The following is a 26492-nucleotide window of genomic DNA, read 5'->3' as shown; positions in this document are numbered from 1 at the left end:
GACACAGCCTTAGTATAGGCTGTGTGAATTCTCTTCAATATGTTTGTTAGTAACCACGCCCCACATTTTGTAGTAACACCAAGTTGTGTAGCACAGGATAAGTGGGACAAAAATACATGCTGCAACTGTCATCACAGTTAGGGTATTTTTACTTGATACCGCATCCCACATAGTCAAACTTACAGTTGGGTTGATGCTCGATGGCATAAGGAAAGGGAACAATGCAAAACCAGCAGTTAAGATTGCACCAATGACTGCCAAGCTTGAACCAAGGAAGCTGAAACCTGCTTTACCTTTACCTGCGGCAAGGATGATGATCAGCGCACCTAAAATAGCCATGATTGGCGCAATCATAGTAATTGGATAAGTACTGTAATTGTTCATCCAACCTGGGTTGGCATTGGTGATCACTTCTTTAGCTAATGGGTTTGCAACGCCATTAGTGTCAAACGGTTGAGCTAATGTGTAGCCTTGGATATTACCGAAGTATAACCATGCGCCTGCCAGTAAGAAGCAAACTAAGAATACGATACCCATAAGCTGAGTTGCTTTTGCAGAGCGTGCGCGTAGATCGCCGTCTGTACGAAGCATGAGCCATGCACCACCGTGAGCGCAAAGCATAGATAAACTCACGATACCGCAAACTAAAGCGAATGGGTTAAGCAGTGCAAAGAAGCTCCCTGTATAAGTCGAGCGAACAGTTTCGTCCATAGTGAATGGAACACCAAGGAACATATTACCAAACGCAACACCAAATACGAGGGCAGGAACGGCACCACCAATTGCTAAACCCCAGTCCCAAGAATTACGCCACTTGGTATTTTCAAGTTTAGAACGGTAGTCAAAACCGACTGGACGTAAGAAGAGAGCGAAGAGTACCAGTAACAGCGCCCAATACATGCCTGAGAATGCAGTTGCATATACCATTGGCCATGCTGCAAACAGTGCACCACCGGCAGTAATAAACCATACTTGGTTACCGTCCCAGTGTGGGGCAATCGTATTGATTGCCGCACGACGTTCTTCGTCTTTTTTACCTACGAATGGCATGATCGCCATTGAGCCCATATCGAAGCCATCGGTGAGGGCGAAGCCGATCAGTAGGACACCGACTAAAACCCACCAAATGATTTTGAGTAATTCATATTCGATCATGCTTGAGCCTCCTCATTTGCCTTTTTTGCAGCTTCAAGTTTCTCGAAGTGGTATTTACCAGTATGTAGAGAACTTGGGCCAAGGCGTGAGAATTTAATCATTAAGTACATTTCAATGATCAGCAGTACAGTGTAGAACGCTGCCAATGCAAGGATAGAACCCCATACATCACCTGTACTTAAGCTAGAAGCTGAAAGATGTGTAGGTAGAACTTCACCGATAGTCCATGGTTGACGACCAACTTCGGCAACATACCAACCTGTTTGTGCAGCAATCCAAGGTAATGGTAGAGCAAACAAAGCAAATTTTAATAACCAAGGTTTGTTTTCTGCATTACGTTTACCGACAGCAAAGGTAGCAAGTACGAACAGAAGGAGCATTAAGAAACCAGAAGCAACCATTGCACGGAATGCCCAGAACAAGCTTGGAACATGTGGAATAGTGTCTTTTGCAGCAGCTTTGATTTGATCATCAGAAGCATCGACCACTTTGTCTGTGTATTTTTTCAGAAGCAGACCATAACCCAAGTCTTTTTGAGACTCAGCAAATGCTGCTTTAAGTTCAGGAGACGTATCGCCTGCACGAAGTTGTTCTAACTGTGAGTAAGCCACCATACCGTTACGAATACGCGCTTCGTGTTGTACGATCAGGTCTTTAATACCCGTCACTTCTTTATCAGTTGAACGTGTTGCGATAATCCCCATGACATAAGGAATTTTGATCGCGTAGTCAGTAGACATGGTTTCTTTATTTGGAATACCGAACAAAGTAAATGGCGCTGGAGCTGGGTGAGTGTCCCATTCAGCTTCAATCGCAGCTAGTTTAGTTTTTTGTACGTCACCAATTTCATAACCAGATTCATCACCCAGTAAGATCACCGAAAGTGTAGACGCTAAACCAAAGATAGCAGCGATGGCGAATGAGCGACGCGCAAATGGCAAGTCACGCTTTTTCAATAAGTAGTAACTTGAAATTGCCAGTACGAAAATAGCACCAGTCACATAACCTGCAGATACGGTATGCACGAATTTAACCTGAGCCACGGGGTTGAAAATCAGCGCACCGAAGTCCACCATTTCCATACGCATGGTTTCATAGTTAAAAGCAGAACCAACAGGGTTTTGCATCCAACCATTGGCCACTAAAATCCATAGTGCAGACATGTTCGAGCCAAGCGCAACTAACCAAGTGACAGCCAAATGCTGAACTTTGGATAGGCGATCCCAGCCGAAGAAGAATAAACCAATAAATGTTGATTCAAGGAAGAATGCCATCAGACCTTCAATGGCTAATGGTGCACCGAAAATATCACCGACATAGTGCGAGTAATACGCCCAGTTAGTACCGAACTGAAACTCCATGGTCAAACCAGTAGTAACACCTAATGCGAAGTTAATACCGAAGAGTTTTCCCCAGAATTTAGTCATGTCTTTATAAATTTCTTTGCCAGAAATCACATAGGTGGTTTCCATGATGGCAAGAATAAAAGCCAGACCTAAAGTCAGTGGAACAAAAATAAAGTGATACATCGCGGTCATTGCAAATTGGAACCGCGAAAGATCGACCACGCTTTCAGAAATCATCAACGTGTCTCCTTGATTTGGGAAGGACTGCCAGCAATATGCTCGGCAACTTGATTGTCAAAGTTTTTAGGGATAGTAGGGGCGTCGAACCAGATGTTCTTAATGATCATTAAAATAATCACTTTAATTATTAGTATTGCGGTTATTTCTCTGACCACACGACGATTTAAATCTTTGAATTTTAAGCTCATGGAGATAAGCCTATTCTTTAAACTTGTACTATATTATTAACAAATATATACAAAAAGCAAATAGGTTGAACAGTTAAAATAAAAATATATTATTAAGTAATTTAAATACAATTACTTATATTACCTATTAGTTAAAAAATAAACTAATTTTTTATTTTAAATACTTGACTAAAACACTTGTGTTTAATTATTTTAAATCCGACTAAATTGCTTATGTATCTAATTTAAATTCTGACTAATTTACTATATTTACTAAAAGTTATATTGTTAATAATGAGAATCTTTATTGAATGAATAAGATTTTTATTTGTTATGTTTAAGTTTTGCTAAAAAAAATGGGCTATTGATGTAGTGCTGTTAAACGATCTCTATATGGTTGATGTTAAAGAGGCTGGACTAAGTTTTTTAAATACTTTTTAAATATTTGATACATGATGAACTTAGCTTATTTTAGTCCTGAAACATTTCTTTTGAGTAAAAAAAGACATACCGGAGTATGTCTTTTGGGGGAGATATTGCAGCTTAGAAATCGTAACGTAGACCAAGAGAAAGTGCAGTTGCATTTTCATCACCGATCCCTGAAATACCGTTACCGAAGCTACGACCTTCTTTCCAAGGGTTGAGTTTAGAGTTTTTGTCGTTAAGCACAGTTGCTAAGTTGCCGTATACGCGTAATGTGCTATCCAACTTATGTTCTACACCCACACCGATCAAGCTTGCATTGGCATCATCAGCATCTACGTCACGGTAGAAGTATTCACCGCGTACTGAGGTTTTAGGCGTTACTTTATATTCGCCAGCTACACCGAAAACTTGAGTATCTGGGTTGGATGTATCGTTGTCGTGTTTGGCAATTTGGTATAAGGCACCCAAGTTAAATTCTTCAGTTAATTTATATGCACCGGCAATACGCAATGCATCTCGACTTGCGCCACCTGCTGCGTTTGCTGCATTTTCATCATACTTTTCGTAAGCTGCTGCAAAATCAATTGGACCTTCTTTATAGGTTAGAGCAAGGTCATAGGCTTTGTTGTCATCTTTGCCTTCACCATCTGTTTCACGGTCAATTTGTGTACCTGAATGCATCGACATTGCAGCTAATACATTGAAACCACCGCCAAATTTTGGCGATTTATATTCAATGGTGTTTTCATTACGTTCATCAAATTTTAAGTTGCCTACACGTGTTACGTTACGAACGTCACCAACCATGTCACCGAAGAAGTTCACAGGGCTACGTGCGACTTTAAATGGGCTGTCAAAACGACCTACACGTGCTTGACCATAAGTTGAACTTTTTAAACCCACGAATGTGTCACGTGTTGAAAAATCTACACCTTTACTGTCTTGGCTACCGCTTGCAAAGTTTACTTCTTGCTCAATTTGAGCGAATACGTTGAGGTCATCATTAATTTTTTGATCTACTTTGAAGCCTAAGCGTGAAGCGTTAGAAGAAAGACCAACTTCGTTGTAATCTTTACCATCATCTAGATAGTCAAGAGAGACATGTGCACGGCCATAAATTTTTACATCTGCAGCAGACGCCATCATTGGTGTAAGAATTGTTGCCCCGATTGCTAATGCACATAGAGTTTTTTTCATTTGAAGCTCCAGAAGACTTTTCCAGTCATATCAATATGTTTTATCAGTAGCTTGGCTAGAAGTAATTTCGCTATCTAATGGCGCTAAGTATTCATTACAAATAAGACAGTTCTATTAAGGAAATATTTCAAAACGGTGAAAGGTGATTTCTGGTTTAAATTGCTTTTATACTTATAAAAATGAATATTTATTAAATGCTTAGGGTTGTATTGAACAGTAAATTTTGCAGCTAAAAGTTCTTGGGATAATATTCGAGACATAAAAAATGGAGCCGAAGCTCCATTGATCATCACTTTAAACTCAATTGAACTTAAAGTGCTGCTTTGATTTTTTCGCCAATGGCTTTGATTTTTTCCATGTCGCCCATTTGTGCGGCATGTTTACCTAATTCATGCACTGAAGTCGGAATTAGGTGGAAATGCACATGCGGAACAGTTTGACCCGCAGCAGCGCCAGACAACTGCATCAATACGATACCTTTCACGTCTAAGGCTTTTTCCATTGCTTTTGCAACTTTTTGAGCTACCTGAATGGTATAAGCAGCCGCTTCTGGATCTAAATCAAGCAGCGTAATAGCAGGGGTTTTAGGAATTACGAGCGTATGACCTTCGGCCTGTGGCATGACATCCATAAAAGCGAGTACTTGATCATCTTCATAGACTTTAAACGCAGGAAGTTCTCCGCGTAAAATCCGAGCAAAAATATTTTGATCATCATAAGTCATTGCTAAATTCCTTGAGCGAATTGAATCGTAATTATTTACAGTTCAATTCTTTCTGACGATCTTTGATCGCGTCAAGTCGTTGTTGCTCTTTTTCTGAAAATTTAGGCTTAGTTGTGTAGCAATTGTCATTGCCAAACTTCGCTTTAGCGTCAGGATCTTTAAAGCAGAAACCTTTCGATGCATAAATCACGTCATGGTCATTTTTCAACTTTTGGCATTCTTGCTCAGATGCTAAAACAGCAGTAGAAGCCCCGATTAAAGTTACAGCACCTAGCAAAGTTGCGAGGGTAAATTTGTTCATGCGAGTTTCCTCTGTCATTTGTAACAATGTGTGTTATGACACTAGAGTACAATATGATGGTTATTTATCGTTATTCAATGGCGAGTTATTACTCAATTGTAATTTTACTCCATTTTTCATACATAATCATAGCGCTTGAAAAATCACTGTTTTCTTCAGCTTGATCACTTGCTGCTTGGATTAAGTTTTGCGTCAAAGAGAGCACAGGTGCTGAAAGTTTTGCTTGTCGCACAAGATCAACAGCAATTCCCGTATCTTTTGCAAGTAATGGAAGTGCAAAGGTTAATGGGAAGCTGCGATTCAGTACGCGCTGAGGTAAAACAGTTTCAGTCACATTACTTTTACCGCTCGACGCATTAATACAATCAAGTGCCTCATGTAAGTCCACGCCATGCGCTTTTAAGGTGGTGAATCCTTCAGCAACTGCACAAAGATTTACAGCCATTAACATGTTGTTTACAGCTTTAACGGCAAAACCCGCACCCGGTTCACCCACATGTTTAATCAGTTTGCCAAATGTTTGGATCGCAGGTAATGCACGTTCAAAGGCTGCTGCGTCACCACCAATCATGACGGTTAATGTTCCAGTTTCAGCGCCAATGGTTTGTCCACTCACAGGGGCGTCTAAGAACGAAACGTTTTGTTGCTTTAAGGCTGAAGCGAGTTTTTTTGCAGATTCTGGCACACCGCTGGTACAGTCGACCCAAATCGAGCCTGATTTCAGCGTCACACTCGCAATTAAATTTTCAACATCTTGGCTGATGGGTAGGCATGAAAAAATAATGTCCGCTTGCACTGCTTGCTCTAATACAACCGCTTGCGTACCAAATTCAGCAGCATGTTGCTCTGCCTTGGTAAAGTTTCGATTCCAGACATAAACCGTGTCGAACTGTTTTGGTAGGTGCGCTGCCATACGGTAACCCATTGCGCCCAATCCGATAAATGCAACTGATTGAATCATCTTTACCCTCTAAATTTTTTATTTCAATAAACTGGATCTTTGTGTAAGCCACTGGGTCAAAGTTGGCCAAAATTGATTGGCACTTTTTTGACTCGACATCAGGCCGAGGTGACCACCGGGAATGAGAGTAAACGTGACATCTTGACTACTTGTCAATTCGCCTAAAGGACTTGCTGCATCGGCAGTAACGATTTGATCGGTAGAACCCGCGCCAATCAACAAAGAGCAGTGGATATTTTTTAATTGAATAACTTTATCTTTCAATTGAATAATGCCATTTTTAAGTGGATTTTGTAGCCAAACATTGAATACCATGTCTTGGTTAATGCCACCCGGATAGTCAATCATGTGATTGAGAAAATCGCCCATGGTTGCATGCTCATACAGGTCATGTAGATTGTCTAAGTTAGATAGAAATTGTTTTTGGCTTTTGAACCAACCCATTGGATCAACGATTTTAAAACCAATTGCATTGAGTACGCCCGGTGTATGGATAAAATGTTTAGGAATTTTCCCTGTGTAGACCTTTTCTTGTAAATTCTTACTACGTGAAAGCAAGCGATTGGTTTTTTGAAATAACTTTCCGATACGACCTGAAGCATAGCTATCAATCGGTGCGCCCATCACCATGAGATTTTTAACATGTTCAGGTTGATGTAATGCGGTATACAGCGTGACAAAGACTCCAGCCATGCTCCAACCGTGTAGCGAGATGTATTGACTATCTGCATGCTCACAAATTTGATCAATACAATGTGGAATCACATCATCAATAAACGATAGAAAATTTAAGAATCGATCTTGATAGTTCAACTTTCCCCATTCCAACAAATAGACATCAAAGCCACTGTGTTGAAAATGTTTCACCAATGAGCGATATGGATACAAATCATAAATTGCCATATTGATGGCCAGTGGTGCAACAAACACTAAGGGTTCTTTGTATTTACGATCAGGCGAAGCGTAATACCGAACTTTTGCATGTTTATATTCAGTAATTACTTCATAGGGTGTTGATTGAGAAAGGACCAGCGATTTTGCATTAAACACACGTGTAGACAGGTGTTTAATTTTCTTTTGCTGCGCCAGAAATTTCTGTTTGAAAGGATGCATAACTGTCAATTGCCTAAGTCCTTGTAGGATTGGTCGAAGTCTAAGCGATAATTTCGTATTTTACCTTGACCTTAAATAGCTTAGACGCTCAAAATATTGGCAATTCTTCACAAAGGCAGTTCTTCGCGACTGAGTAATACAGATGAGCCAACAAGACGACATCGAATACCAATTAGAGACTTTAGCGATTCGTACAGGTCATACTCGTACTTTTGAGGGTGAACATAGTGAGCCAATTTTCCTGACTTCATCATTTGTTTGTGAAAGTGCAGCAGATGCCGCAGCAAAATTTTCAGGTCAAATTGAAGGCAATACCTATTCACGTTATACCAATCCAACTGTACAAGCGTTCGAAAAACGTTTAGCTGTTTTGGATGGTGCTGAAGCCGCTGTTGCGACAAGTTCAGGTATGGCGGGCGTACACGCGATCACTTTGGCATATTTGAAAGCTGGCGATCATGTGGTGTGTTCACGTGCTGTCTTTGGTTCGATCATTTCTCTGTTTGAAAAATATGTCATAAAATTTGGCGTTGACGTTACTTTTGTTGATTTGGAAGATTTAGATGCTTGGAAACAAGCGATTCGTCCAACTACACGCCTATTGTTTATTGAAACACCGTCAAACCCATTAGCTCAAGTAGGTGATTTACAAGCCATTGCCGATATTGCACATGCGCATGGCGCATTATTTGCAGTCGATAATACTTTCTGTACACCAGTGTTACAGCAACCGATTAAATTTGGTGCGGACCTCGTGATCTATTCATCAACTAAATATATTGATGGTCAAGGTCGTGCGCTAGGTGGTGCAGTTGTTGGTAGTGCAAAATTGATGGAAGAGATTACAGGTGTTATTCGTACACTGGGTAACTCGATGAGTCCATTCAATGCATGGATCTTCCTGAAAGGTCTAGAAACTTTAAGCTTACGTATGAAAGCACATTGTGCAAGTGCTCAGACTTTAGCTGAATGGTTAGATGCGCACCCGAAAGTTGAAAAAGTGTACTATGCGGGACTTCCAAATCATGAAGGTCATGAGTTGGCGAAAAAGCAACAAAAAGGCTTTGGCGGTGTTGTGTCGTTTGTTGCCAAAGGCGAACGTGAAGGCGCTTGGACCGTGATTGATAATACCAAGTTCCTTTCTATTACAAGTAACTTGGGTGATGTAAAATCAACAATTACCCATCCAGCAACGACTTCTCATGGCAGAATGTCAGCAGAAGCGAAAAAAGCAGCAGGGATTAGCGAAGGTTTAATTCGCGTATCTGTTGGTTTAGAAGATATTAATGATATTATTCGCGATCTTTCACGCGGTTTAGATCTTATCTAAAGTGAATTCATCAGTTTTGTTCGGAGATTTTTATGAACATTAATATGCTCATGCAGCAAGCTCAACGCATGCAAAAAGAAGTTGAGAGCAACATTAAAAAAGCCAAGGAAGAGCTTGCACAAGTTGAAGTTCACGCTGAAGCAGGTGGTGGTCTGGTTAAAGTTACTATGACTGCACGTCATGTAGTGAAACGTATCGAAATCAATCCTGAACTACTTCAAGATGATGCAGATATGATTGAAGACTTAATTGCAGCGGCAATGAATGATGCTTCACGTCAAGCTGAAGTGATTTCAGAAGAAAAAATGAAATCTGCAAACTCTGGTATGGGGCTTCCACCAGGCCTTTCAGGTTTATTCTAAGGAATACGTTGAATGTTTAGTGATCGTTTTGATCAACTTGTACAGGCATTGCGTATTTTGCCAAGCGTTGGGCCTAAGTCGGCTCAACGTATGGCACTGCACTTAATCATGAAAAATAGGGAGGGTGCTGTTGGTCTGGCACATGCCTTGACTGAAGCAACCAACTATATTCATGAATGTTCCATTTGCCATTCATTGACTGAAGATGAAGTATGCAACATTTGCGTCTCTTCAGAGCGTGATGATCAACTGCTTTGTGTGGTTGAATCTCCTGCAGATGTCATGGCAATCGAGCAAAGTGGCAGTTTTAGAGGGAAATATCATGTATTGGGTGGGCATTTGTCGCCACTCGACGGTATTGGCCCCGACGAAATTGGTATCCCATATTTAATTCAACGACTAAGTGATGGTAAAGTGCAGGAAGTGATCTTGGCGACCAATGCAACAGTTGAAGGTCAAGCGACAGCACATTATTTGGTTGAAGCGACTAAACATTTACCAATACAAATGACCCGTATTGCACAGGGAGTACCACAGGGTGGTGAGCTTGAATATGTGGATAGTCATACCTTAAGTCAGGCCGTGCATAACCGAATGCGAATGAAGTAACTATAGAGCGAAACTCGTTTCGCTTTGTATAATTTTCACCTAATTATTTATACTTAATAACGATTAAAGTTTTTGTTTACAATGAATAAAAAAGCCAATTAAAGGAAATAAGTCACTAAAATAACGTTTTTCCTTATAGATAAATAATATATATCAGTTAATATAAGCTCATAGAGCATCTAAAATTAGACTCAGCAACTTATGTATCAATTCATTCAAAATCAGCCAGATTTAAATTCTGTTTTAAATCTTATGGACCAAAGCTCGATTTACGGACTCGACACCGAGTTTATAAAAGTAGATACCCTGTGGCCCAAACTTGGACTTTTCCAAATTAATGTACAAAATCAGGTGTATTTACTTGATGGTACAACCCTCGATTTAACCCAATTCTGGCAAAAATTATTTGCGGCTCAGCAAAACATTTTTCATGCTTGTAGTGAAGATATCGACCTGATTTATCACTATGCACAGCATAAGTCTTTAGAAAATGTATTTGATACACAAGTTGGGATGTCATTTTTAGGGCATGGCTTACAAGTCAGCTATCAAAATGCCTTAAAAACTATGCTCGATGTAGATATAGATAAAGATCAGACACGTTCAGATTGGTTGGCCCGTCCACTCAGTGCCGAGCAATTGAACTATGCAGCGAATGATGTACATTATTTAATGAATTTAAGCCATACGATTCAGAATGAATTGGCTGCGAAAAGTTTATTAAATTGTGTGCTTGAGGACTGCAAAAATTTAACTTATGAAATTGGCACTGAAACGCCGATCCATATGCTGTATCACGATATTGGTAATTATCGACATTCACGTCGACAGCTCATGCAAATTCAGCAATTGGCCGTTTGGCGTGAGCAAATGGTGAAAGCCTTAAATCAGCCACGTAGCTTTATTCTTAAAAACTCAACCATCATTGATATGGTTGAAAAAAATCCAAAAAATAATTTTCAATTGAGTGCGGTGAAAGACATTCGTCCGAACATTGTGCGTGAGCATGGTAAAATTATTTTAGATTTGTTGAAGTTTTTACCTGAACAAGCTGAATGGCCGCTGCGTATGGCACGTCCAATTCGTCATTCGTCTCAGGATATTGGTTCGCGCGTCGATACAGTCATTCAGCGTGCAGTACAAGAAACCTCTGTGCCTAAAGAAGTTTTAATGCGCAAAAAATGGTTAAATGCTTTGTATCAGCATGTGGTTTTTCATAATGATGAACAGGATTTACCGAGCTACCTATTGGGTTGGCGCTATGAATTACTGACGAAGCCTTTAATTGAAGTGCTGCATGCCGATGAAAGCTATCTTTCTGGTCAAATGAAAGTGATGGAATAAGTTCTGATTGATTAAAGAACTATCACTTATACAATTTCACGACTGATGCGTTAATAAACACTAATGTATCAGTCTTTTTTTTGATGTATCCTTTGCCTTGCGTTTAATGAGTATTGATTCAATTATGTACTGTTCTATCTACAAATCGAGCAAAAAAGATGAAATGTATCTTTATATTGCTCGTCCTGAAGTTAATGAAAACGAAACTGAAGCGACAGATCCGCTTGCAGTAATGCCTGATGCTTTACGTACAGCATTTGGTCGTGCCACATTTGTCATGGATCTAGAACTCAGTGAATCACGCAAACTTGCACGTGTGAACGTATTGCATGTATTAGATTCAATTGAAACAAAAGGGTTCTTTATTCAAATGCCTCCAGAAGGTTTAATTGACCCAAATGCAGTTGAGCCAGAAGGCTTGCGCGGCGCTTAAGTTAATTCAGGAGTTGTGAAAATGAATGGTGTAGTATCGGTATTGGACTCAATTCCTGAAAGCAGTATTGCAATTACGGTTTACCTAGGTGGGGCTGTAATTGCTTTGTTGTGTTGGTATGGGCTGATGAAGCGCTTACCCAAAACGATCGGTGCCATTGGTTGGCTTATCGTATTTGCTATTTTATTAACACCAACTGTTTCTGAAGGTTCAAATGCAGCAATCGCACCTGCGATTTTTGGTTTGATTTTTGGTGTATTAACAAAAGATCAGCCATTGGTTTGGTTGAATCTATCGTTGATTCTCTTTGTGGTGGGTATTGGTTTAGTCCTCGGTTATTTTTGGACCAAATACAATGCAGCGAAACCACAGCACGTTGTAAACAAGAAAATTTCACCGCTTTAAATAAAAAAATAAGGTTATGTCATGTCTGTTGAAACTCAACAATTTACTGGTACAGATCAATATATTGCGACCGATAGCTTAAAACTTGCAGTAAAAGCTGCACGTTCATTGCAAAAGCCACTTTTGGTTAAAGGTGAGCCGGGGACAGGTAAAACACTTTTAGCCGAACAAGTGGCTGAAAGTTTAGGCCTTAAGCTCATTACTTGGCATATCAAATCGACGACCAAGGCTCAACAAGGTTTGTACGAGTATGACGCCGTATCCCGTCTGCGTGATAGTCAGTTGGGCGATGACCGTGTTTATGACATCAAAAACTATATTAAGCCGGGTAAACTTTGGGAAGCATTCACCAGTGAAGAACGTTGTGTACTTCTAATTGACGAGATTGATAAAGCAGATATCGAATTCCCTAATGATTTGCTACACGAACTCGATAAAATGTCCTTCTTTGTGTATGAGACGGGTGAAACGATTACGGCAACACAACGTCCAATCGTGATCATTACTTCAAATAATGAAAAAGAACTTCCAGATGCCTTCTTGCGTCGCTGTTTCTTTCATTATATTGAATTCCCTGACGAAGCAACCATGCGTGAAATCATCGATGTACATTTTGAAAATATTTCAAATACCTTGGTCTCTGAAGCACTACAAATCTTCTTTAAATTACGTCAAATTCCGGGTTTAAAGAAACCGCCTTCAACCTCTGAGTTGATTGATTGGTTGAGTTTGCTGATGGCGGATGATATGCCAGAAGATATTTTACGCAACACAGATAAATCAAAATCAATTCCACCGCTTTATGGTGCCTTGATTAAGAACGAACAAGATGTGCAATTGCTTGAGCGTCTAGCATTTATGTCACGTCGTTAATTGATATTAATTCTTTAAAAGATTTAAAAGCCGGTTATCCGGCTTTTATTTTGAGCACTAAAAAATATAAAGGTGAATTATGCAGACAAGCGCATACTTATCTCAAGTACACATAGCTGTAACTAAGAGATTAAAGCCGACCGTACTCTTGTTGGCTGCGAGCTTGTATTTATCTGGGTATAGCTATGCGATGGATGATGCTCAGTTTGAACAGCAGCATCAACAGCTACTCCAGGATGCGTATTGGGCGCGAGTTGCAGAACATCAACTTAAAGAAAAACTCATCGATCAATCAGATCATCCCGAAACTCACACAGCCATTCAACAAAAGACCTGTGCTGCAACTGTACTCGAGCTGAAATACTATGATTTTGTGATCTTGAATCTAAGTGACTTTAACCGCTATAAAAACAATCAAGGTTTTCATAAAATCGTATCTATTGAAAAGTTGCAGCAAGATCGCCTCAAAGTTCAGCACAAATATGAAACTCTTAAACAATCGCTTAAAAATAGAAATGCGACTTGTGAATAAATCATGTCATTTACCTTTCTTTGGGAAGATAGGGCAACGTATATGAACACGCAGTAAAAGCTTTTGGCTTTACTTGTAGGGATCAATTTTTCATAATGGTGGATGTAAAGGCAAGACTCAGTTGCAGATGAAATAACAAGATCACATGCATTCACACTGGATTTGACCTCCTGATATTTAATTTTTATTGGATTTTATTCGCCTATGTTTGTGCGATTGTTTTATACCCTTCGAAAATACGGTGTTCCTGTTTCAACTCGTGAATTGATTGACTTGAACCAAGCAGTGGCAGCAGGGCTAGTCTTTGCAGATCAAAATGAATTTTATCAGCTTGCAAAAACCGTCATGGTCAAAGATGAACGTTACTTTGATAAATTCGACCGTGCAATGAAAGACTATTTTGACGGTATTGCCACCTTTGATTTGGATGAGCTATTAAATCAGGTGCATAAACTGCCAAAGGATTGGTTTGACCTTGAACTCATCGAAAAACATCTAACACCTGAACAACGAGAAGAATTAAAAAAAGCCGGATCATTAGAAGAACTGATGAAAATGCTCGAAGAGCGTTTGCGCGAGCAGCATAAAAAGCATCAGGGTGGTAATCGGATGATCGGTACGGGTGGTACATCGCCGTTTGGTGCCTATGGCGACCATCCTGAAGGCGTACGTATCGGTGGGCCTGGTCGTAAACGATCTGCGGTGAAAGTCTGGGAACAACGTCAATACCGAAACCTAGATGATGAGCAGATTCTCGGTAGTCGTCAGATGCAGATGGCATTGCGTCGTTTGCGTAAATTTGCCCGTCAAGGTGCAGCAGAAGAGCTAGATATCGACGGAACCATTCGTGAAACGGCCAAACAAGGTATTTTGGATGTGCAGTTGGTTCCTGAACGACGTAACCGCATTAAAGTATTGATGCTGTTTGATGTTGGGGGTTCTATGGACTCACATATTGCCCAATGTGAGAAGCTCTTTACCGCGGCTAAAACTGAATTTAAAACCTTAGAGTATTTCTATTTTCATAACTGTTTATATGACTATGTATGGAAAGACAATATTCGCCGTTCCAGCACGCGTATGAATACATGGGATCTATTCAACACCTATGGTCGAGATTACCGTGTCATCGTTGTCGGTGATGCAAGTATGGCGCCGTATGAGTTGAACTCGGCAGGTGGTTCTGTGGAGTATATGAATGATGAAGCGGGTCAGGTGTGGTTACAGCGCTTACGCAATCACTTTGATAAAACAGCATGGTTAAACCCCGAAGAAGAAAGTTATTGGCATTACACCCAAACCATAGCTGCGATAAAACACATCTTTGAAGATCATATGTTCCCGATGACCCTAAAAGGTGTGGAAGATATGACGAAATATTTAGCGCGCTAAAGCTTTAAAACGATACTTTTCTTATCAATGATGTTTATATTACTTACTCCAATTTTGCATTGTTTCTTATTTTTAAAATTGGATAGTATTTAAAAGTCTTTGTTTTGCATACAACATGAAGGAAATATGATGGATCATCAAATTAATGGTATCGCATTACCTAATGAAGAAGGTTTCTTCGGTGAATACGGTGGGCAGTTCATTCCACCAGATTTAAAACAGGCAATGGATGACATTAATGTTGCTTATGAGCAAATTCGTCATACAGAAGAATTTCAAAATGAATTGAAAGAGTTGTTTGCACATTATGTTGGACGTCCAAGCCCATTGTTTTATGCGAAGCGCTTGTCTGACAAATTAGGTGGGGCACAGATCTACCTCAAGCGTGAAGACCTTAACCATACTGGCGCACATAAAATTAACCACTGCCTTGGCGAAGCTTTGTTAGCAAAATACATGGGTAAAACCAAAGTGATTGCAGAAACTGGCGCAGGTCAGCATGGTGTAGCATTGGCAACGGCTTGTGCCTTGGTGGGCATTCCATGTGAAATTCACATGGGGCAAGTGGATATTGAAAAAGAACATCCAAACGTGGTGAAAATGAAGATTTTAGGTGCCAACCTAATCTCTGTCACTCGTGGTACAGCTACGCTTAAAGATGCAGTAGATAGCGCTTTTGAAGAATATTTAAAAGATCCAACCAATTTTATTTATGCGATTGGCTCAGTGGTTGGCCCACATCCATTCCCGAAAATGGTTCGTGACTTCCAGTCCATTATTGGTGATGAAATTAAAGTTCAGACCAACGAGCGTTTTGATGCAAATCCTGACTATGTGGTTGCATGTGTGGGTGGTGGTTCAAATGCCGTTGGTGCATTTACAGCATTCCTCAATGATACAGATGTAAAACTTGTGGGTGTAGAGCCGGCTGGTCATGGCTTAGATACCAATATGCACTCTGCGACGTTGACATTGGGTAAGCCAAGTCAAATTCATGGCATGGCATGTTATGTCCTTGAAGATGAACAGGGTGAACCATTACCAGTGCATTCAATTGCATCAGGTTTGGATTATCCAGGAGTGGGGCCACAACATAGCTTGTTAAAAGACCTAGGCCGTGTTGAATATACAACAGCGACAGACCAAGAATGTTTAGATGCATTCATGACGCTTTCACGTGTGGAAGGTATTGTTCCTGCACTAGAAAGTTCACATGCGGTTGCGTGGGCAATTCGTGAGGCACCAAAACTTGCCAAAGATGTGAAGATTGTCGTTAACGTTTCAGGCCGTGGCGATAAAGACTCAGACTATGTGGCTGAAAAATTAGGTTTAAATTAATTACTACCATTAAAAAAGACTATGTTGCTCATCATCTGTTGATGGTGCAAAAATCTTTTGCAGTTGTATAGCCCGATCTATATTCGAAGTATCCCAGTTTTTAACTGGGATATTTTTTTTGACGTAATTTTTATAAAAAGTGTGGTCAAAGCTTGATGTAATTGGAATTAACTCAGGTTGTAGTGCATAAATAATTGCCTTTGTATCTAAAATTTCAGCGATAGCAGAAGCAATCTCCAAATTAATCGTACGTCGGTAGTTTTGCACCACCTCATCGTCTTTCATCGAAACCATTAAGCGTTCTAATTCTAAAATGATGGCATCCAGTTGGTCTAATTTATCTAACGCGCGTTTCAACATAAGAAGGGAAATTGAGAAAAGTAATTAAGTTGTAATGTGTATGTCATTACATATTATGGATTATATAAAATTATTGAAATTTAGAATTCCCCCTTAAAGCTTGTTAAAGGGGGATTTTCGAGTTTAGCCAGAAATATATTGTTGAAGTTGTTCGATCAGTTTGCGTTGATCATCCATTGCTGCTTTTACAAGGTCGCCGATGGAGATTAAGCCAGTTAATTTCTGTTCCTCAACGACAGGTAAATGACGTAAATGGCGATCTGTCATAAGTTCTAAACATTCTTCGACAGTCGCTGCACTTGTCACGGTGATGACACTACCCGTCATAATTTCACTGACGGAAGTATCGAAAGAGGTTCTTTCCATGAGTGCGATTTTACGTGTGTAATCACGCTCAGACAAAATCCCAACAACTGTGCCTTCATTGGTCACAACGAGGGCACCAATGCCTTTTTGTGCCATCAGGGAAATGGCTTCGAGTACAGTCGCATCTGGGGTGATGGTGTAGATTTCTTGATAAGCTTTGTCTTTAAGTACTTGGGCAACTGTAGTCATATTTTCATTCCTTTATAGTAGTTTTTGTTTAATTTAAATTAGCGCGAAAATTGAAAAAAGCAAATACTTTTCAGTGCATGCTTAGGTCAAACATGCACTGAGGGTTTTATGCGATTTGTATTTTGTCATTATTAAAAAAGAATAAACGCATTTGCGATGTTGTGAGCTTGAGACGGATGTGGCTAGAGCTATGCAACGCAGGGATGACTTTAAGGCGTGTCAATGTTGGTAATAGCGATGCCTCAAAATCTTGTGGTGTAATGCGTCGTGGAGTGTAGTTGGGCCAATGCTTTTTGGCATATTTATGCGCTTGAATGCCATTTAGCCAAAACGGGAAGATAATATGATCTTGATCGCTGGTCATTGCCCAACCTTGTTGGTGGTAGAGACCCCAAAGGACTCCACAGTACATCATGGTTTTTAAAATACTAATTTTGAAAAATAAATCTTTTGAAATAGGTTTATATTGCTTTAATTTAGACATCATATGCAGCGTGTTGTTGATGTTGCTCCTATTGTAGGAAATTCTTATGAAAAAGCTGTGTAAGCTTTGAACTTGATTGTAAGAATTTATGTAGTTAAAAGTTGAAGGGTGTAAAAAACGCCACCTTAGTGACGTTTTGTTATGCTTGCAAGGTGGCCATGTTCTGCCAATATTGCGCTTTGAGTGAGTCACGTTCTACGCGGAAGCCTTGATAATAAAGTTCAGCCAAAAATAACGCTGCTTTACCATGTCCAGCACGAGCTGCATCTTCCAATTCATGAACTGCATCGCTGAAGTTCATTTGAGATTGAATTGTGTTTACCGCATTTGCGTATACATGTTCGAGTTCATGTTGAGAGAATTGTTGAATCATATTTAACTCCTTATTCTAATTATGATCATTAAGGGCCCATTCTTTAGCCCTATTAACTAATTTAACTAAGTATTATTAAACTAATATTACAATTATCTTGAATTGTCAACTATTCACGTAAATATTTCTAATTTGCTATAGTTTACATGATTAAACAATGGACAATTGTTTTCGTGAGTAAAATACTATCATAAGAAGTTGTAGATAATAAGGAGAAGTAAATGACAAGAGTTTTAGACGGTTTAACTTTAGATTATCCTCCGACATTAGCGCAAATTGTGGAGTTGGCACATCTACATCGTCGCAATCTTGATGAAGCAATTTTTCATCAAGAAATTCATTTAGGGGATTTTGGTTTGGCACAGCGCAAACGTGTATATGATTTCACACGGGATTTAGATAAGGCACAGCGTTTAGAATTTTACAATGCATATAATGGCGAATTACTCAAAATCGCCGATGATGATGATTTACATCCTGCGCATGCAGAGGGTGGAATGAGTATTTTTGCAGTATTTATCGTTTTGGCGATTATTGCATTGATTCTTTATTTTGCGGTGATACGTACCATTATTCAGTAAATTGTTTAGCTAACTCACAGACTGAAACAGTGGACTGATGCAGTTTTAAGCGCTGTGACTTGAACTTCTTGAACGTCAGCCATACACTACTTTGAACCTGAGGTAGTGTATGACTATTGATTTAGAAAAAATTATTCAATTCAAATCTAAAATACAGCTAGAGCAAATTTATAATATCTTTGTTTCAGTCATGATCGTGGTGATTTTGGTATTGGCTGTGATTGCCTTATATCGTCCTATTTCTGTACAGCAATACCAAAACGTGTCACGACTTGCTTTGCAGCAAAGTTATCCTGAAACACAGGAAATGGCGATGCTGCTGAGACAGCAAGATCGCATCCGTGTGGGTGCTTATCTTAAATTGATGCATGCTTATCAGATGGAGTCTGTGCGGGCACATCAACTTCCGGCCTTGGCAGAGGAACAGCCTTAGTCGCAGGGATTATCTTGGTTGGAGCTGCTTGTACATTCTCCTCCAATATCTGCTGTACTTCATTTTTATCTAAGGTTTTACTGACCACAATCACCGTCATATTTTCAGGGTGCATGTAGGTACGAACCGCATTTTGTACATCAGCTACAGTTATTTTTTCCAATAATTTAGGGTACTGGGTCAAATAATCTGGGTCTTGTTGATAAAAGCCCAATAGACCAAGCTGTGCATTGATTGTTGCATTACTGCTGTAATTATTCGGAAAAGCACGCAGCATACCGGCTTTGGTTTCTTCCATTTGTTTTTGATCAATAGGCATTTTGACAAAATCATTAAAGGCTTTATGCGCAACACGAATACTATCTATCAGCTGATCTTGACGTGTTCCATAGCTAAAACTAAAGATACCGGGCGCTTGGCTAAAGCTAAATGCACTATAGGCACCATAAGTATAGCCACGTTTGACACGAAGCTCTTGCATGAGGACCGAGTTAAAACCACCACCGCCAAACATTCGATTGGCTACTTCTAAGGCTAATCGATCTTTGTTATCACGGGTCGTCCCTAAATGTCCAAATATGACGTTGGCTTGGGTGGAATTGTAGGGAAGATGGATAATATCAAACCCTTGTTTTTCTTCTGGTTGTGCAAGTGCCTTGGCTTTTTCGCCTTGCTTTAAGTTTCCAGAAATACGTTCTGCTAGGTTCTGAGCTTCTTTTTTGCTGAGTTTGCCTGTAATGGCAATATTCAAGTTTTGAGCAACTAAAAATTGATCACGAAACTTTTTTAAAATGTCTGGGGTGATTTTTTTGATACTGCCATTGGTTCCCGTAATCGGTTCTGCATAAGGGTGTGTGCCGTATACAGCCCGATAGAATCGAATATTCATTAAGCGACTAGGGCTTTCTTGGAGTTGCTTCTGACCAGCTTGGTTATTACTGAGAGCTAAGTTTAGACTGGAGGTTTTAAAAGTCGCATTTTTAATCACGTCCATCATCATACTTAAAGCAGGTTCTAATTTTTTAGGGTCTGATAATACGCGCAGCCGAACGACAAACATATCTCGATGTGCTTGTACGCTAAATTGAGCACCTGTTTGGTCAAAAACCGAGGCAATTTGCGTTGCATTGTATTTTTCTGTGCCTTCATCGATTAAACGTGCAGCCATGTTGGCAACACCATACAAGCCTTTTCCGACTTCTTCATCACGAGCAGAACCTGCATTAAAGGTCAGTTGAATATCCACCATGGGTAGATCTTGTGATTCAACAAACAGGCTATTCACACCATTTCGGTTTTTCAGCACTTGAACGAGTGGAGCACGGTAGTCTTTATCAATCTGTAAATTCTTTAAACTTTGCAGCATGGGGATAGATTGTAATTGGCTCGGATTATCGTTGAGGTCAGGAACATTTTCCGTATAAGTTTCTGCATGGAGGATTGAGCCAAACGCAGTGAGTAAGCTTAGGGATAAAATTTTCGTAATAGTCATCACTAATCCTTACAAGACGCTTTCTGTGTTGTGGGTTGAGCTGGTCTGTTGCTCTGGAATAACAACTTCTGTTTTTGCAGGTTTTGTAGTTTGATCTGCTTTATTTGCAGCTGTAGGGGTCTCCGTTTGTTCCGGAAGTAAATACATGGTGCTTAAATTTTCTCGGACAAAATACGCATTGGCGACACGTTGAATATCCTGTGCGCTGACGTTTTCATATAATTTTGGTAATTCGTCCATTAGCCTGAAACTGAGCCCATTGACTTCTAAGTTACCGATAGTCTTGGCTTGGCTGCTGATGTCATCTTGGTTATAGACTAAATTGGAGACAAAACGTGTGGTGATACGTTCAACTTCAGGTGTTTTGACTAATTCTGTTTTTAAAGTGTCGATTTCATCTTGTATCGCCTTTTGAGCTTGTTCCATTTTGATTCCATCGGCAGGGAGTGCTGAAATGGTAAACAAGCTGTCTCCACGATTGTATGGATCATAAGAAACACTTACAGCGGTGAGTAATTTTCTATCGCGTACCAGTTTGTCTTGTAGGCGCGATGAAATACCACTATCTAAAATGTTGCGAATAATATTGAGAGCATATGCATCTTGTGGGTTTTTTGCAGTAGCCAGTGAGCGTACATTCCACGCCATATACAAATTAGGCACTTGTACGGGTAAATTTAGTTCCATATGACGATAGCCCACACGTTCGAATTCCATCACATCGTTACGATCAGGTGTTTTGCGTGATGGAATATCACCAAAGTATTTTTGAACTTGACGAATGGCTGCTTCGGCATCGACATCACCGACAATCACCAAAATGGCGTTGTTCGGTGTATACCAATCTTTATACCATTGCTTTAAATCTGCCAATTTGATGTTTTGCAGATTTTTCATATGCCCAATGACGGGTTGGCGATAATGACTGGTTGGATAAGAAATCCATTTGAAACGTTCATAAGCCAAAGAACGAGGGTTATCATCTGTACGCTGTCGGCGTTCTTCCATAACCACTTTAATTTCAGGGTCGAAATCTTGTTGTTGTAATCGTAAATTACTCATACGATCCGCTTCGAGCTCCAGCGCCATAGGAAAATAGGCTTTTGGATACAACTGATAATAATTGGTGTAATTGGTAAAGGTTGCAGCGTTGATGCTGCCGCCATAGATACGGCTGAGACGTGTAAATTCATCATTAGGAACTTTGGTGGTTCCTTTAAACATCATATGTTCGAGCGCGTGGGAGATCCCTAATAGATTGCCCGACTCATCACTACTGCCAACACGATACCAAATATGGGTCATTACCATCGGCGCACGGTGGTCTTCACGGATAATGACCTTTAAGCCATTTTTAAGTGTGGTTTCAAAGGTGCTACGTGTTAATTGGGTACGTGTGTCTGCATGTAGATGAGTTGCAGACCAAAGGCAACTGCTGATGACACAGATAGGAAGCGCAGAGCGAAATAAAGTTTTAAAAAAATAAGGAGAAAATCTGTTTTTATGGGACACAAAGGAATCCATTAAAATGCATTTTATAGCTATCTAGTTTTCCTAAAGTTAATTTTGATTGCAAGTTCAACATGTTGTTTTTTAGTGTGCTTCGCTCTGACAGGCGTGTAGCGACTCAATTTAAGATAACTTATGATAGAATCGGTTTTTTTAACGCAGTGCTTTTCAAGGATTCGGCATGCAACAGCAATCTCATGGGCAGAATAAATTTTTGATTGATGCTGATATCGGTGATGACGATGTCACGCTACCGAGTTTACCTGCGGTAAATGTGCCGATTATCGAGACACCGAAAGTACAGCAAGACGTTGCTGCACCATTACAAGAAACAGAGTCAGAAACTGAAGACTCGAAGGCGAAAGGCGGCTTCTTTAGTCGAATGAAAGAAGGTCTAGCAAAGTCACGTAAGAACTTGGCAGACGGCATGGTGAATATCCTGATCGGTGGGAAGGAAATTGACGATGAGCTTTTAGAGGAAGTTGAAGAGCAACTTTTGGTTGCTGATATTGGTGTCGATGCAACCAAAACGATTATTGCGAACTTAACTGAACGTACTGAACGTGGCGATTTAATCTATTCACATTCTTTATATAAAGCGCTTCAAGAAGAACTTGTGGCATTACTTGCACCACGTGTTAAACCGCTACATATCGACAGCAATAAAAATCCGTATGTAATTTTGGTTGTTGGTGTAAATGGTGTGGGTAAAACCACCACGATTGGTAAATTAGCGAAACGCTTACAAGGTGAAGGTAAAAAAGTAATGTTGGCTGCTGGTGATACATTCCGTGCAGCAGCCACAGAACAATTACAAATTTGGGGCGAACGCAATAATATTGCCGTTGTAGCTCAAGGTCATGGTGCAGATTCTGCATCTGTTATTTTTGATGCATTTGAAAGTGCTCGTGCAAAAGGCGTAGATGTGCTGATTGCAGACACTGCAGGTCGTTTACACAACAAAGGACACCTCATGCAAGAGTTGTCTAAAGTAAAACGTGTAATGCAAAAAATTGATGCTACAGCTCCGCATGAAGTGATGTTAGTGGTAGATGCAGGCACAGGTCAAAATGCCATTAACCAAGTTGAAATGTTTGATGAGGCAGTAGGGCTTACAGGTCTAACTATTACTAAGCTTGATGGTACAGCAAAAGGTGGTGTGTTATTTAATATTGCAAGCCGTACCCATGTACCAATTCGTTTTATTGGTGTAGGTGAGAAAATTGATGACTTACGTCCATTCTCAGCAAAATCATTTGTCGCAGCATTATTTGAAACTGATAAATAAAATGCGTTAAATGTCACATAAACTCCGCAAAATGCGGAGTTTTTTGTTTTAGAGTTTATTGATTGATTTAAAAAGCAACATGTGAATAAATCATAATCAAAATTCAGCCTAATAAACCCTTAGAATAAGTAAGGAATTGTTGTTTATATATAAAAATTGCTTTGGGGTGTTTAGGGTGGCGTTACTCGATAAAATTGGTCATGTATTGACTGCGGATATCACTAAAGATTTTAAATTAAAAAAGAAAAATACTGACCAAGAAGTAGAAGCGTCATTTGTCGACCAACTAAAGAAACGTCGCAGTATTTACGAGCTTGGAAAGAAGGTACATTATAGTCAGGCTTATTTGGCTGAACTGATTCAAGAGTCTGTAAGAAGTTGTCCATCTGCATATAATTCGCAAAGTACACGTATTGTGGTTTTATTTGGTGAATCTCATCAAAAATTTTGGGACATAGTAAAAGACGTACAACGCAAGAATGTTGCGAGTTATATTTTTGAGGGCGTGGCGCTCAAAATAGATCAATGTGCAGCTGGCCTAGGAACTGTGCTTTTCTATGAAGATCAAGCTGTGATTCAACAATTACAAAAGAAAGTGCCATTAAGTGCAGAAGATTTTCCAGTGTGGTCGGAGCAAACGTCTGGCATGGCCCAATTCGCAGTATGGACTTCGATCGCAGATGCAGGTCTAGGCGCATGTTTACAGCACTATAATCCACACATTGATTATGCTGTTGCCGAACACTTTGATATTTCACAACAATGGCTGCTACGTGCGCAGTTGGTCTTTGGTTCAATTGAAGGCCAAGCGCCTGAACGCTTAGAACTAGAAGATCAAGATCAGTTTAGAATTTATGAGTAATTTCTATGTTCTGTATGTTGCTTTGATTTCTGCCGTACTAAAGACAGTGAAACCAAAATCTGAATGTAAGTGGGTTGTAGGTATTTAGATGCTTGCAACTGATTGTTCTAGAAATAAGACACAATGTTGTAAATATAGTCATACAACTGTTAAAAACTTCACCTATTATAAATCTCAACTTAGTAAGCTAATTGAAAATAAAAAGAGGTCTTGTAATGTCATTCTTGAATCAAATCGAACAACGTCGCACAATCTATTCTATTGGTAATAACGTTACTTTATCGCAAGATGAAATTGAGCAAACCATTAAAGATGCTGTACGTTTAAGTCCTTCATCATTTAACTCTCAAACGTCTCGTGTCGTTATTCTGTTTGGTGATGCACATCAAAAATTCTGGAATATCGTACGTGAAACTTTACGTAAAATTGTACCTGCAGATGCATTTGAAGGAACTAATGGCAAGATTAATAGTTTTGCAGCAGGTTTTGGTACAGCATTATTTTATGAAGATCAGGCTGTAGTAAAAGCTCTCCAAGAACAATTTGCACTTTATGCAGATAATTTCCCAGTATGGTCTGAACACTCAACGGCGATTGCTCAATTTGCTACTTGGACTGCTTTGGCTGAAAAAAATATCGGTGCGTCATTACAACATTACAATCCAATTGTTGATGCTGAAACAGCTGCGGCATTTGATGTGCCAGATCAATGGAAACTACGTGCACAACTTGTTTTCGGTTCGATTGAAGCACCTGCAGGTGAAAAAACCTTTATTGCAGATGAAGAACGATTCAAAACATTCAAGTAATGATGGTGTGATGAATTAAAAAGGATGCTTTGAGCATCCTTTTTTTATATGCAAAATTCTTTAATGAATATCAAAATAATGTCTTGAAACAAAATATACAGTGATTGTTAGATGTCATAAGATTGTCACATATGCATTGCATAGTGCATTCGAAACTAAATAATTGATAAAGAGTGATAATGATGACTTTAAGATTAACTGTTGCTGCTGCAGCGCTGATGTTAAGTAGTGCCGGATTTGCAGCTGTAACTTTGACTGTTCCGGAAGAAATTAAAATAGTTGCAGTTAATGATCAAGAAGTTACTGGTGGTTTATTTCGATCTACGGAGAAGTATAAGCTAGATGCAGGTGAAAACCTATTAACGGTACGTTATAGTGAATTTTTTCAACATGCTGATAATTCTCACGATATTTTAAAGTCAGGTGTTGCCGCCATTCGTACTCCAGCTCTGATTGATGGGCAAGAGTATCGTTTGGGTCTAGTCAATGCACCAAAAGATTTTGATGCTGCGCAAAAATATAAAGACCAACCGATATTTGGTTTGTATGACAGATCTAATCAATTACTTGTGCAGCAAGCTGGGGCGAAGAAAGAACAAAAATCGATTTTCTCCAATGGTGTTTTGGGTAATGCCGTAGATTTTGCGAAGAAAGAAGCTGTGCCAGAAAATCAACCGTCACCTGTTTATGCACAATCCTTAAATGTAAAACCAACAAACGTGGCAGCTCCTGTGGTCGCTCCAAAAAATATAGCTGTTCATCAAAATGGGGCAGATCAACAATTAATTCAGCTTTGGCAGAAGGCTAGTAAAGCTGAACGACAAAAATTTATGAGTTGGTTGGCTGAGCAAGCAAACTAAAGTCACTTTTGTAACTTCATTAGTTTTCTTAAAATCCGTGATATTCGAAAAGTCCGTTGAATTACGGGCTTTTTAGATTGAAGAATATAAAAATCACCAAGAATTATAAAATTCGTCTTTCATAAAGCAAAATATAAGGATATATTGATCTTTAAATAAGCAATAAATTGCTTATAGTTTAAAAAATATACACTCAGGCGCAATATCATAGAAATTTCTGTGATAGGGGCTTGTGTTTGTTTTGAAACTCTATAGAATACGCTGCATACCAACGCAGACAGTGATAAACATAAGGTTTTGAGTTGTTTGATGTTGTTCTCTTATTTGCTGACGAAGCATTAAGAAGATCATTAAGAGATTATGAAGAACAACTTGTGTGGATTTTTACTGATTGATCGATCGAAATTATTTTCATTGATTAATGGTAGAAATTACTCGAAGTTTATTTGAGCAAATTTTTGTCAGTAATTGATGAGCCAAGATTGGTACACTATATGTACTATTGATTTTAAACTGAAGAGTTTGATCATGGCTCAGATTGAACGCTGGCGGCAGGCTTAACACATGCAAGTCGAGCGGGAATAGGTAGCTTGCTACCGATTTCTAGCGGCGGACGGGTGAGTAATGCTTAGGAATCT

Annotated in this window: 29 protein-coding genes, 1 rRNA gene and 1 pseudogene; 17 read left to right on the top strand and 14 right to left on the bottom strand. The window is 39.5% G+C overall.

The features are described from left to right. Positions 1-9: 9 nt before the first annotated feature. From cydB to FTT88_RS00120, 8 genes are all read right to left on the bottom strand, one after another. On the bottom strand, positions 10-1155 hold the full coding sequence (cydB, locus tag FTT88_RS00155) for a cytochrome d ubiquinol oxidase subunit II (RefSeq protein WP_168378622.1): 1146 nt from the start codon (positions 1153-1155) through the stop codon (positions 10-12). After that, positions 1152-2738, bottom strand: a complete 1587-nt coding sequence (locus FTT88_RS00150) for a cytochrome ubiquinol oxidase subunit I (RefSeq protein ID WP_168378621.1) — start codon at positions 2736-2738, stop codon at positions 1152-1154. The genes cydB and FTT88_RS00150 overlap by 4 nt, the downstream gene beginning before the upstream one ends. Beyond that, positions 2738-2929: a cytochrome oxidase putative small subunit CydP gene (cydP, locus tag FTT88_RS00145; RefSeq protein ID WP_078188513.1), complete on the bottom strand. Its 192-nt coding sequence runs from the start codon at positions 2927-2929 to the stop codon at positions 2738-2740. The genes FTT88_RS00150 and cydP overlap by 1 nt, the downstream gene beginning before the upstream one ends. 522 nt (positions 2930-3451) lie before the next feature. Continuing rightward, positions 3452-4531, bottom strand: coding sequence for a porin (locus FTT88_RS00140; protein WP_180173558.1), 1080 nt, complete (start codon positions 4529-4531; stop codon positions 3452-3454). A gap of 310 nt (positions 4532-4841) precedes the next feature. After that, positions 4842-5255, bottom strand: a complete 414-nt coding sequence (locus tag FTT88_RS00135) for an HIT family protein (protein WP_078188511.1) — start codon at positions 5253-5255, stop codon at positions 4842-4844. 31 nt (positions 5256-5286) lie between these two features. Beyond that, positions 5287-5556 carry a YARHG domain-containing protein gene (locus FTT88_RS00130; protein ID WP_078188510.1) on the bottom strand — a complete coding sequence of 90 codons (270 nt, stop codon included), beginning with the start codon at positions 5554-5556 and terminating at the stop codon, positions 5287-5289. An 88-nt stretch (positions 5557-5644) separates the two neighbouring features. Beyond that, positions 5645-6517: an NAD(P)-dependent oxidoreductase gene (locus tag FTT88_RS00125; protein WP_180040991.1), complete on the bottom strand. Its 873-nt coding sequence runs from the start codon at positions 6515-6517 to the stop codon at positions 5645-5647. Between the two features lie 18 nt (positions 6518-6535). Next, a complete protein-coding gene (locus FTT88_RS00120) occupies positions 6536-7630 on the bottom strand; it encodes an alpha/beta fold hydrolase (protein WP_180011252.1) in 1095 nt (364 codons plus the stop codon). Between the two features lie 142 nt (positions 7631-7772). Between FTT88_RS00120 and FTT88_RS00115 the strand changes: the two genes are divergently transcribed. From FTT88_RS00115 to trpB, 10 genes are all read left to right on the top strand, one after another. Then, on the top strand, positions 7773-8960 hold the full coding sequence (locus FTT88_RS00115) for an O-succinylhomoserine sulfhydrylase (RefSeq protein ID WP_180040989.1): 1188 nt from the start codon (positions 7773-7775) through the stop codon (positions 8958-8960). A gap of 32 nt (positions 8961-8992) precedes the next feature. Beyond that, positions 8993-9322, top strand: a complete 330-nt coding sequence (locus FTT88_RS00110) for a YbaB/EbfC family nucleoid-associated protein (protein ID WP_180173557.1) — start codon at positions 8993-8995, stop codon at positions 9320-9322. A gap of 12 nt (positions 9323-9334) precedes the next feature. Next, positions 9335-9931 carry a recombination mediator RecR gene (gene recR / locus FTT88_RS00105; RefSeq protein WP_078188505.1) on the top strand — a complete coding sequence of 199 codons (597 nt, stop codon included), beginning with the start codon at positions 9335-9337 and terminating at the stop codon, positions 9929-9931. Between the two features lie 201 nt (positions 9932-10132). Further along, positions 10133-11275, top strand: a complete 1143-nt coding sequence (locus tag FTT88_RS00100) for an HRDC domain-containing protein (protein ID WP_180102469.1) — start codon at positions 10133-10135, stop codon at positions 11273-11275. A gap of 124 nt (positions 11276-11399) precedes the next feature. Next, positions 11400-11708 (top strand): YcgL domain-containing protein, encoded by a 309-nt coding sequence (locus FTT88_RS00095; RefSeq protein ID WP_078188503.1) that lies wholly within the window; start codon positions 11400-11402, stop codon positions 11706-11708. Positions 11709-11729: 21 nt separating this feature from the next. Continuing rightward, complete coding sequence (locus tag FTT88_RS00090) at positions 11730-12113, top strand: hypothetical protein (RefSeq protein ID WP_078193907.1); 384 nt, start codon at positions 11730-11732, stop codon at positions 12111-12113. A 21-nt stretch (positions 12114-12134) separates the two neighbouring features. Continuing rightward, entirely contained in the window at positions 12135-12986 is an 852-nt protein-coding gene (locus tag FTT88_RS00085; RefSeq protein WP_180011248.1) for a MoxR family ATPase, read from the top strand. 79 nt (positions 12987-13065) lie between these two features. After that, a complete protein-coding gene (locus tag FTT88_RS00080) occupies positions 13066-13518 on the top strand; it encodes a hypothetical protein (RefSeq protein WP_180114561.1) in 453 nt (150 codons plus the stop codon). Between the two features lie 204 nt (positions 13519-13722). Continuing rightward, positions 13723-14910 (top strand): VWA domain-containing protein, encoded by a 1188-nt coding sequence (locus tag FTT88_RS00075; protein WP_180114562.1) that lies wholly within the window; start codon positions 13723-13725, stop codon positions 14908-14910. Between the two features lie 129 nt (positions 14911-15039). Continuing rightward, the gene (trpB, locus tag FTT88_RS00070) at positions 15040-16248 is read left to right on the top strand and encodes a tryptophan synthase subunit beta (protein ID WP_180173556.1); all 1209 of its coding nucleotides are present in this window, start codon (positions 15040-15042) and stop codon (positions 16246-16248) included. A 9-nt stretch (positions 16249-16257) separates the two neighbouring features. On the opposite strand, the gene FTT88_RS00065 is transcribed toward trpB, so the two are convergent. The 4 genes from FTT88_RS00065 to FTT88_RS00050 form a co-directional block, all read right to left on the bottom strand. Further along, positions 16258-16608 (bottom strand): hypothetical protein, encoded by a 351-nt coding sequence (locus FTT88_RS00065; RefSeq protein ID WP_180173555.1) that lies wholly within the window; start codon positions 16606-16608, stop codon positions 16258-16260. Between the two features lie 123 nt (positions 16609-16731). After that, positions 16732-17163 (bottom strand): CBS domain-containing protein, encoded by a 432-nt coding sequence (locus FTT88_RS00060; protein ID WP_180173554.1) that lies wholly within the window; start codon positions 17161-17163, stop codon positions 16732-16734. A gap of 106 nt (positions 17164-17269) precedes the next feature. Then, positions 17270-17647, bottom strand: a complete 378-nt coding sequence (locus FTT88_RS00055; protein WP_180173553.1) for a DUF2750 domain-containing protein — start codon at positions 17645-17647, stop codon at positions 17270-17272. 139 nt (positions 17648-17786) lie between these two features. Further along, positions 17787-18020, bottom strand: a complete 234-nt coding sequence (locus tag FTT88_RS00050) for a hypothetical protein (protein WP_078188494.1) — start codon at positions 18018-18020, stop codon at positions 17787-17789. A 221-nt stretch (positions 18021-18241) separates the two neighbouring features. Here FTT88_RS00050 and FTT88_RS00045 point away from each other — a divergent pair, with 221 nt between their 5' ends. Both FTT88_RS00045 and FTT88_RS00040 read left to right on the top strand, forming a co-directional pair. Beyond that, positions 18242-18601: a hypothetical protein gene (locus FTT88_RS00045; RefSeq protein WP_180056128.1), complete on the top strand. Its 360-nt coding sequence runs from the start codon at positions 18242-18244 to the stop codon at positions 18599-18601. Positions 18602-18710: 109 nt separating this feature from the next. Further along, positions 18711-19034 (top strand): hypothetical protein, encoded by a 324-nt coding sequence (locus FTT88_RS00040; RefSeq protein WP_111884935.1) that lies wholly within the window; start codon positions 18711-18713, stop codon positions 19032-19034. Here FTT88_RS00040 and FTT88_RS00035 read toward each other — a convergent pair. Together FTT88_RS00035 and FTT88_RS00030 are read right to left on the bottom strand one after the other, a co-directional pair. Next, positions 18958-20526 (bottom strand): pitrilysin family protein, encoded by a 1569-nt coding sequence (locus FTT88_RS00035; RefSeq protein WP_180173552.1) that lies wholly within the window; start codon positions 20524-20526, stop codon positions 18958-18960. The genes FTT88_RS00040 and FTT88_RS00035 overlap by 77 nt on opposite strands. A gap of 126 nt (positions 20527-20652) precedes the next feature. Further along, positions 20653-21966 (bottom strand): annotated as a pseudogene (locus tag FTT88_RS00030) (M16 family metallopeptidase); the annotation flags it as partial. Positions 21967-22216: 250 nt separating this feature from the next. Here FTT88_RS00030 and ftsY point away from each other — a divergent pair. The 5 genes from ftsY to FTT88_RS00005 all read left to right on the top strand — a co-directional run. Next, positions 22217-23323, top strand: a complete 1107-nt coding sequence (gene ftsY / locus FTT88_RS00025) for a signal recognition particle-docking protein FtsY (protein WP_168379661.1) — start codon at positions 22217-22219, stop codon at positions 23321-23323. 175 nt (positions 23324-23498) lie between these two features. Further along, on the top strand, positions 23499-24185 hold the full coding sequence (locus FTT88_RS00020) for a nitroreductase family protein (RefSeq protein ID WP_180133191.1): 687 nt from the start codon (positions 23499-23501) through the stop codon (positions 24183-24185). 215 nt (positions 24186-24400) lie between these two features. Then, on the top strand, positions 24401-24994 hold the full coding sequence (locus tag FTT88_RS00015; RefSeq protein WP_180035761.1) for a nitroreductase family protein: 594 nt from the start codon (positions 24401-24403) through the stop codon (positions 24992-24994). Between the two features lie 182 nt (positions 24995-25176). After that, positions 25177-25854 (top strand): DUF2057 domain-containing protein, encoded by a 678-nt coding sequence (locus FTT88_RS00010; protein ID WP_180173655.1) that lies wholly within the window; start codon positions 25177-25179, stop codon positions 25852-25854. A 510-nt stretch (positions 25855-26364) separates the two neighbouring features. Continuing rightward, positions 26365-26492, top strand: a 16S ribosomal RNA gene (locus FTT88_RS00005); the annotation flags it as partial.

It is taken from the genome of Acinetobacter sp. YH01024, from assembly GCF_013420195.1.
Taxonomy (GTDB): domain Bacteria; phylum Pseudomonadota; class Gammaproteobacteria; order Pseudomonadales; family Moraxellaceae; genus Acinetobacter; species Acinetobacter amyesii.
Note: the sequence above shows the minus strand (reverse complement) of the source record. Positions and strands in the feature narration are given on the sequence as shown.

Bases quoted from the DNA above. Each gene is read 5' to 3' on its own strand.
- cydB (WP_168378622.1), bottom strand. From the start codon at position 1,155: ATGATCGAATATGAATTACTCAAAATCATTTGGTGGGTTTTAGTCGGT.
- FTT88_RS00150 (WP_168378621.1), bottom strand. From the start codon at position 2,738: ATGATTTCTGAAAGCGTGGTCGATCTTTCGCGGTTCCAATTTGCAATG.
- cydP (WP_078188513.1), bottom strand. From the start codon at position 2,929: ATGAGCTTAAAATTCAAAGATTTAAATCGTCGTGTGGTCAGAGAAATA.
- FTT88_RS00140 (WP_180173558.1), bottom strand. From the start codon at position 4,531: ATGAAAAAAACTCTATGTGCATTAGCAATCGGGGCAACAATTCTTACA.
- FTT88_RS00135 (WP_078188511.1), bottom strand. From the start codon at position 5,255: ATGACTTATGATGATCAAAATATTTTTGCTCGGATTTTACGCGGAGAA.
- FTT88_RS00130 (WP_078188510.1), bottom strand. From the start codon at position 5,556: ATGAACAAATTTACCCTCGCAACTTTGCTAGGTGCTGTAACTTTAATC.
- FTT88_RS00125 (WP_180040991.1), bottom strand. From the start codon at position 6,517: ATGATTCAATCAGTTGCATTTATCGGATTGGGCGCAATGGGTTACCGT.
- FTT88_RS00120 (WP_180011252.1), bottom strand. From the start codon at position 7,630: ATGCATCCTTTCAAACAGAAATTTCTGGCGCAGCAAAAGAAAATTAAA.
- FTT88_RS00115 (WP_180040989.1), top strand. From the start codon at position 7,773: ATGAGCCAACAAGACGACATCGAATACCAATTAGAGACTTTAGCGATT.
- FTT88_RS00110 (WP_180173557.1), top strand. From the start codon at position 8,993: ATGAACATTAATATGCTCATGCAGCAAGCTCAACGCATGCAAAAAGAA.
- recR (WP_078188505.1), top strand. From the start codon at position 9,335: ATGTTTAGTGATCGTTTTGATCAACTTGTACAGGCATTGCGTATTTTG.
- FTT88_RS00100 (WP_180102469.1), top strand. From the start codon at position 10,133: ATGTATCAATTCATTCAAAATCAGCCAGATTTAAATTCTGTTTTAAAT.
- FTT88_RS00095 (WP_078188503.1), top strand. From the start codon at position 11,400: ATGTACTGTTCTATCTACAAATCGAGCAAAAAAGATGAAATGTATCTT.
- FTT88_RS00090 (WP_078193907.1), top strand. From the start codon at position 11,730: ATGAATGGTGTAGTATCGGTATTGGACTCAATTCCTGAAAGCAGTATT.
- FTT88_RS00085 (WP_180011248.1), top strand. From the start codon at position 12,135: ATGTCTGTTGAAACTCAACAATTTACTGGTACAGATCAATATATTGCG.
- FTT88_RS00080 (WP_180114561.1), top strand. From the start codon at position 13,066: ATGCAGACAAGCGCATACTTATCTCAAGTACACATAGCTGTAACTAAG.
- FTT88_RS00075 (WP_180114562.1), top strand. From the start codon at position 13,723: ATGTTTGTGCGATTGTTTTATACCCTTCGAAAATACGGTGTTCCTGTT.
- trpB (WP_180173556.1), top strand. From the start codon at position 15,040: ATGGATCATCAAATTAATGGTATCGCATTACCTAATGAAGAAGGTTTC.
- FTT88_RS00065 (WP_180173555.1), bottom strand. From the start codon at position 16,608: ATGTTGAAACGCGCGTTAGATAAATTAGACCAACTGGATGCCATCATT.
- FTT88_RS00060 (WP_180173554.1), bottom strand. From the start codon at position 17,163: ATGACTACAGTTGCCCAAGTACTTAAAGACAAAGCTTATCAAGAAATC.
- FTT88_RS00055 (WP_180173553.1), bottom strand. From the start codon at position 17,647: ATGTCTAAATTAAAGCAATATAAACCTATTTCAAAAGATTTATTTTTC.
- FTT88_RS00050 (WP_078188494.1), bottom strand. From the start codon at position 18,020: ATGATTCAACAATTCTCTCAACATGAACTCGAACATGTATACGCAAAT.
- FTT88_RS00045 (WP_180056128.1), top strand. From the start codon at position 18,242: ATGACAAGAGTTTTAGACGGTTTAACTTTAGATTATCCTCCGACATTA.
- FTT88_RS00040 (WP_111884935.1), top strand. From the start codon at position 18,711: ATGACTATTGATTTAGAAAAAATTATTCAATTCAAATCTAAAATACAG.
- FTT88_RS00035 (WP_180173552.1), bottom strand. From the start codon at position 20,526: ATGACTATTACGAAAATTTTATCCCTAAGCTTACTCACTGCGTTTGGC.
- ftsY (WP_168379661.1), top strand. From the start codon at position 22,217: ATGCAACAGCAATCTCATGGGCAGAATAAATTTTTGATTGATGCTGAT.
- FTT88_RS00015 (WP_180035761.1), top strand. From the start codon at position 24,401: ATGTCATTCTTGAATCAAATCGAACAACGTCGCACAATCTATTCTATT.
- FTT88_RS00010 (WP_180173655.1), top strand. From the start codon at position 25,177: ATGACTTTAAGATTAACTGTTGCTGCTGCAGCGCTGATGTTAAGTAGT.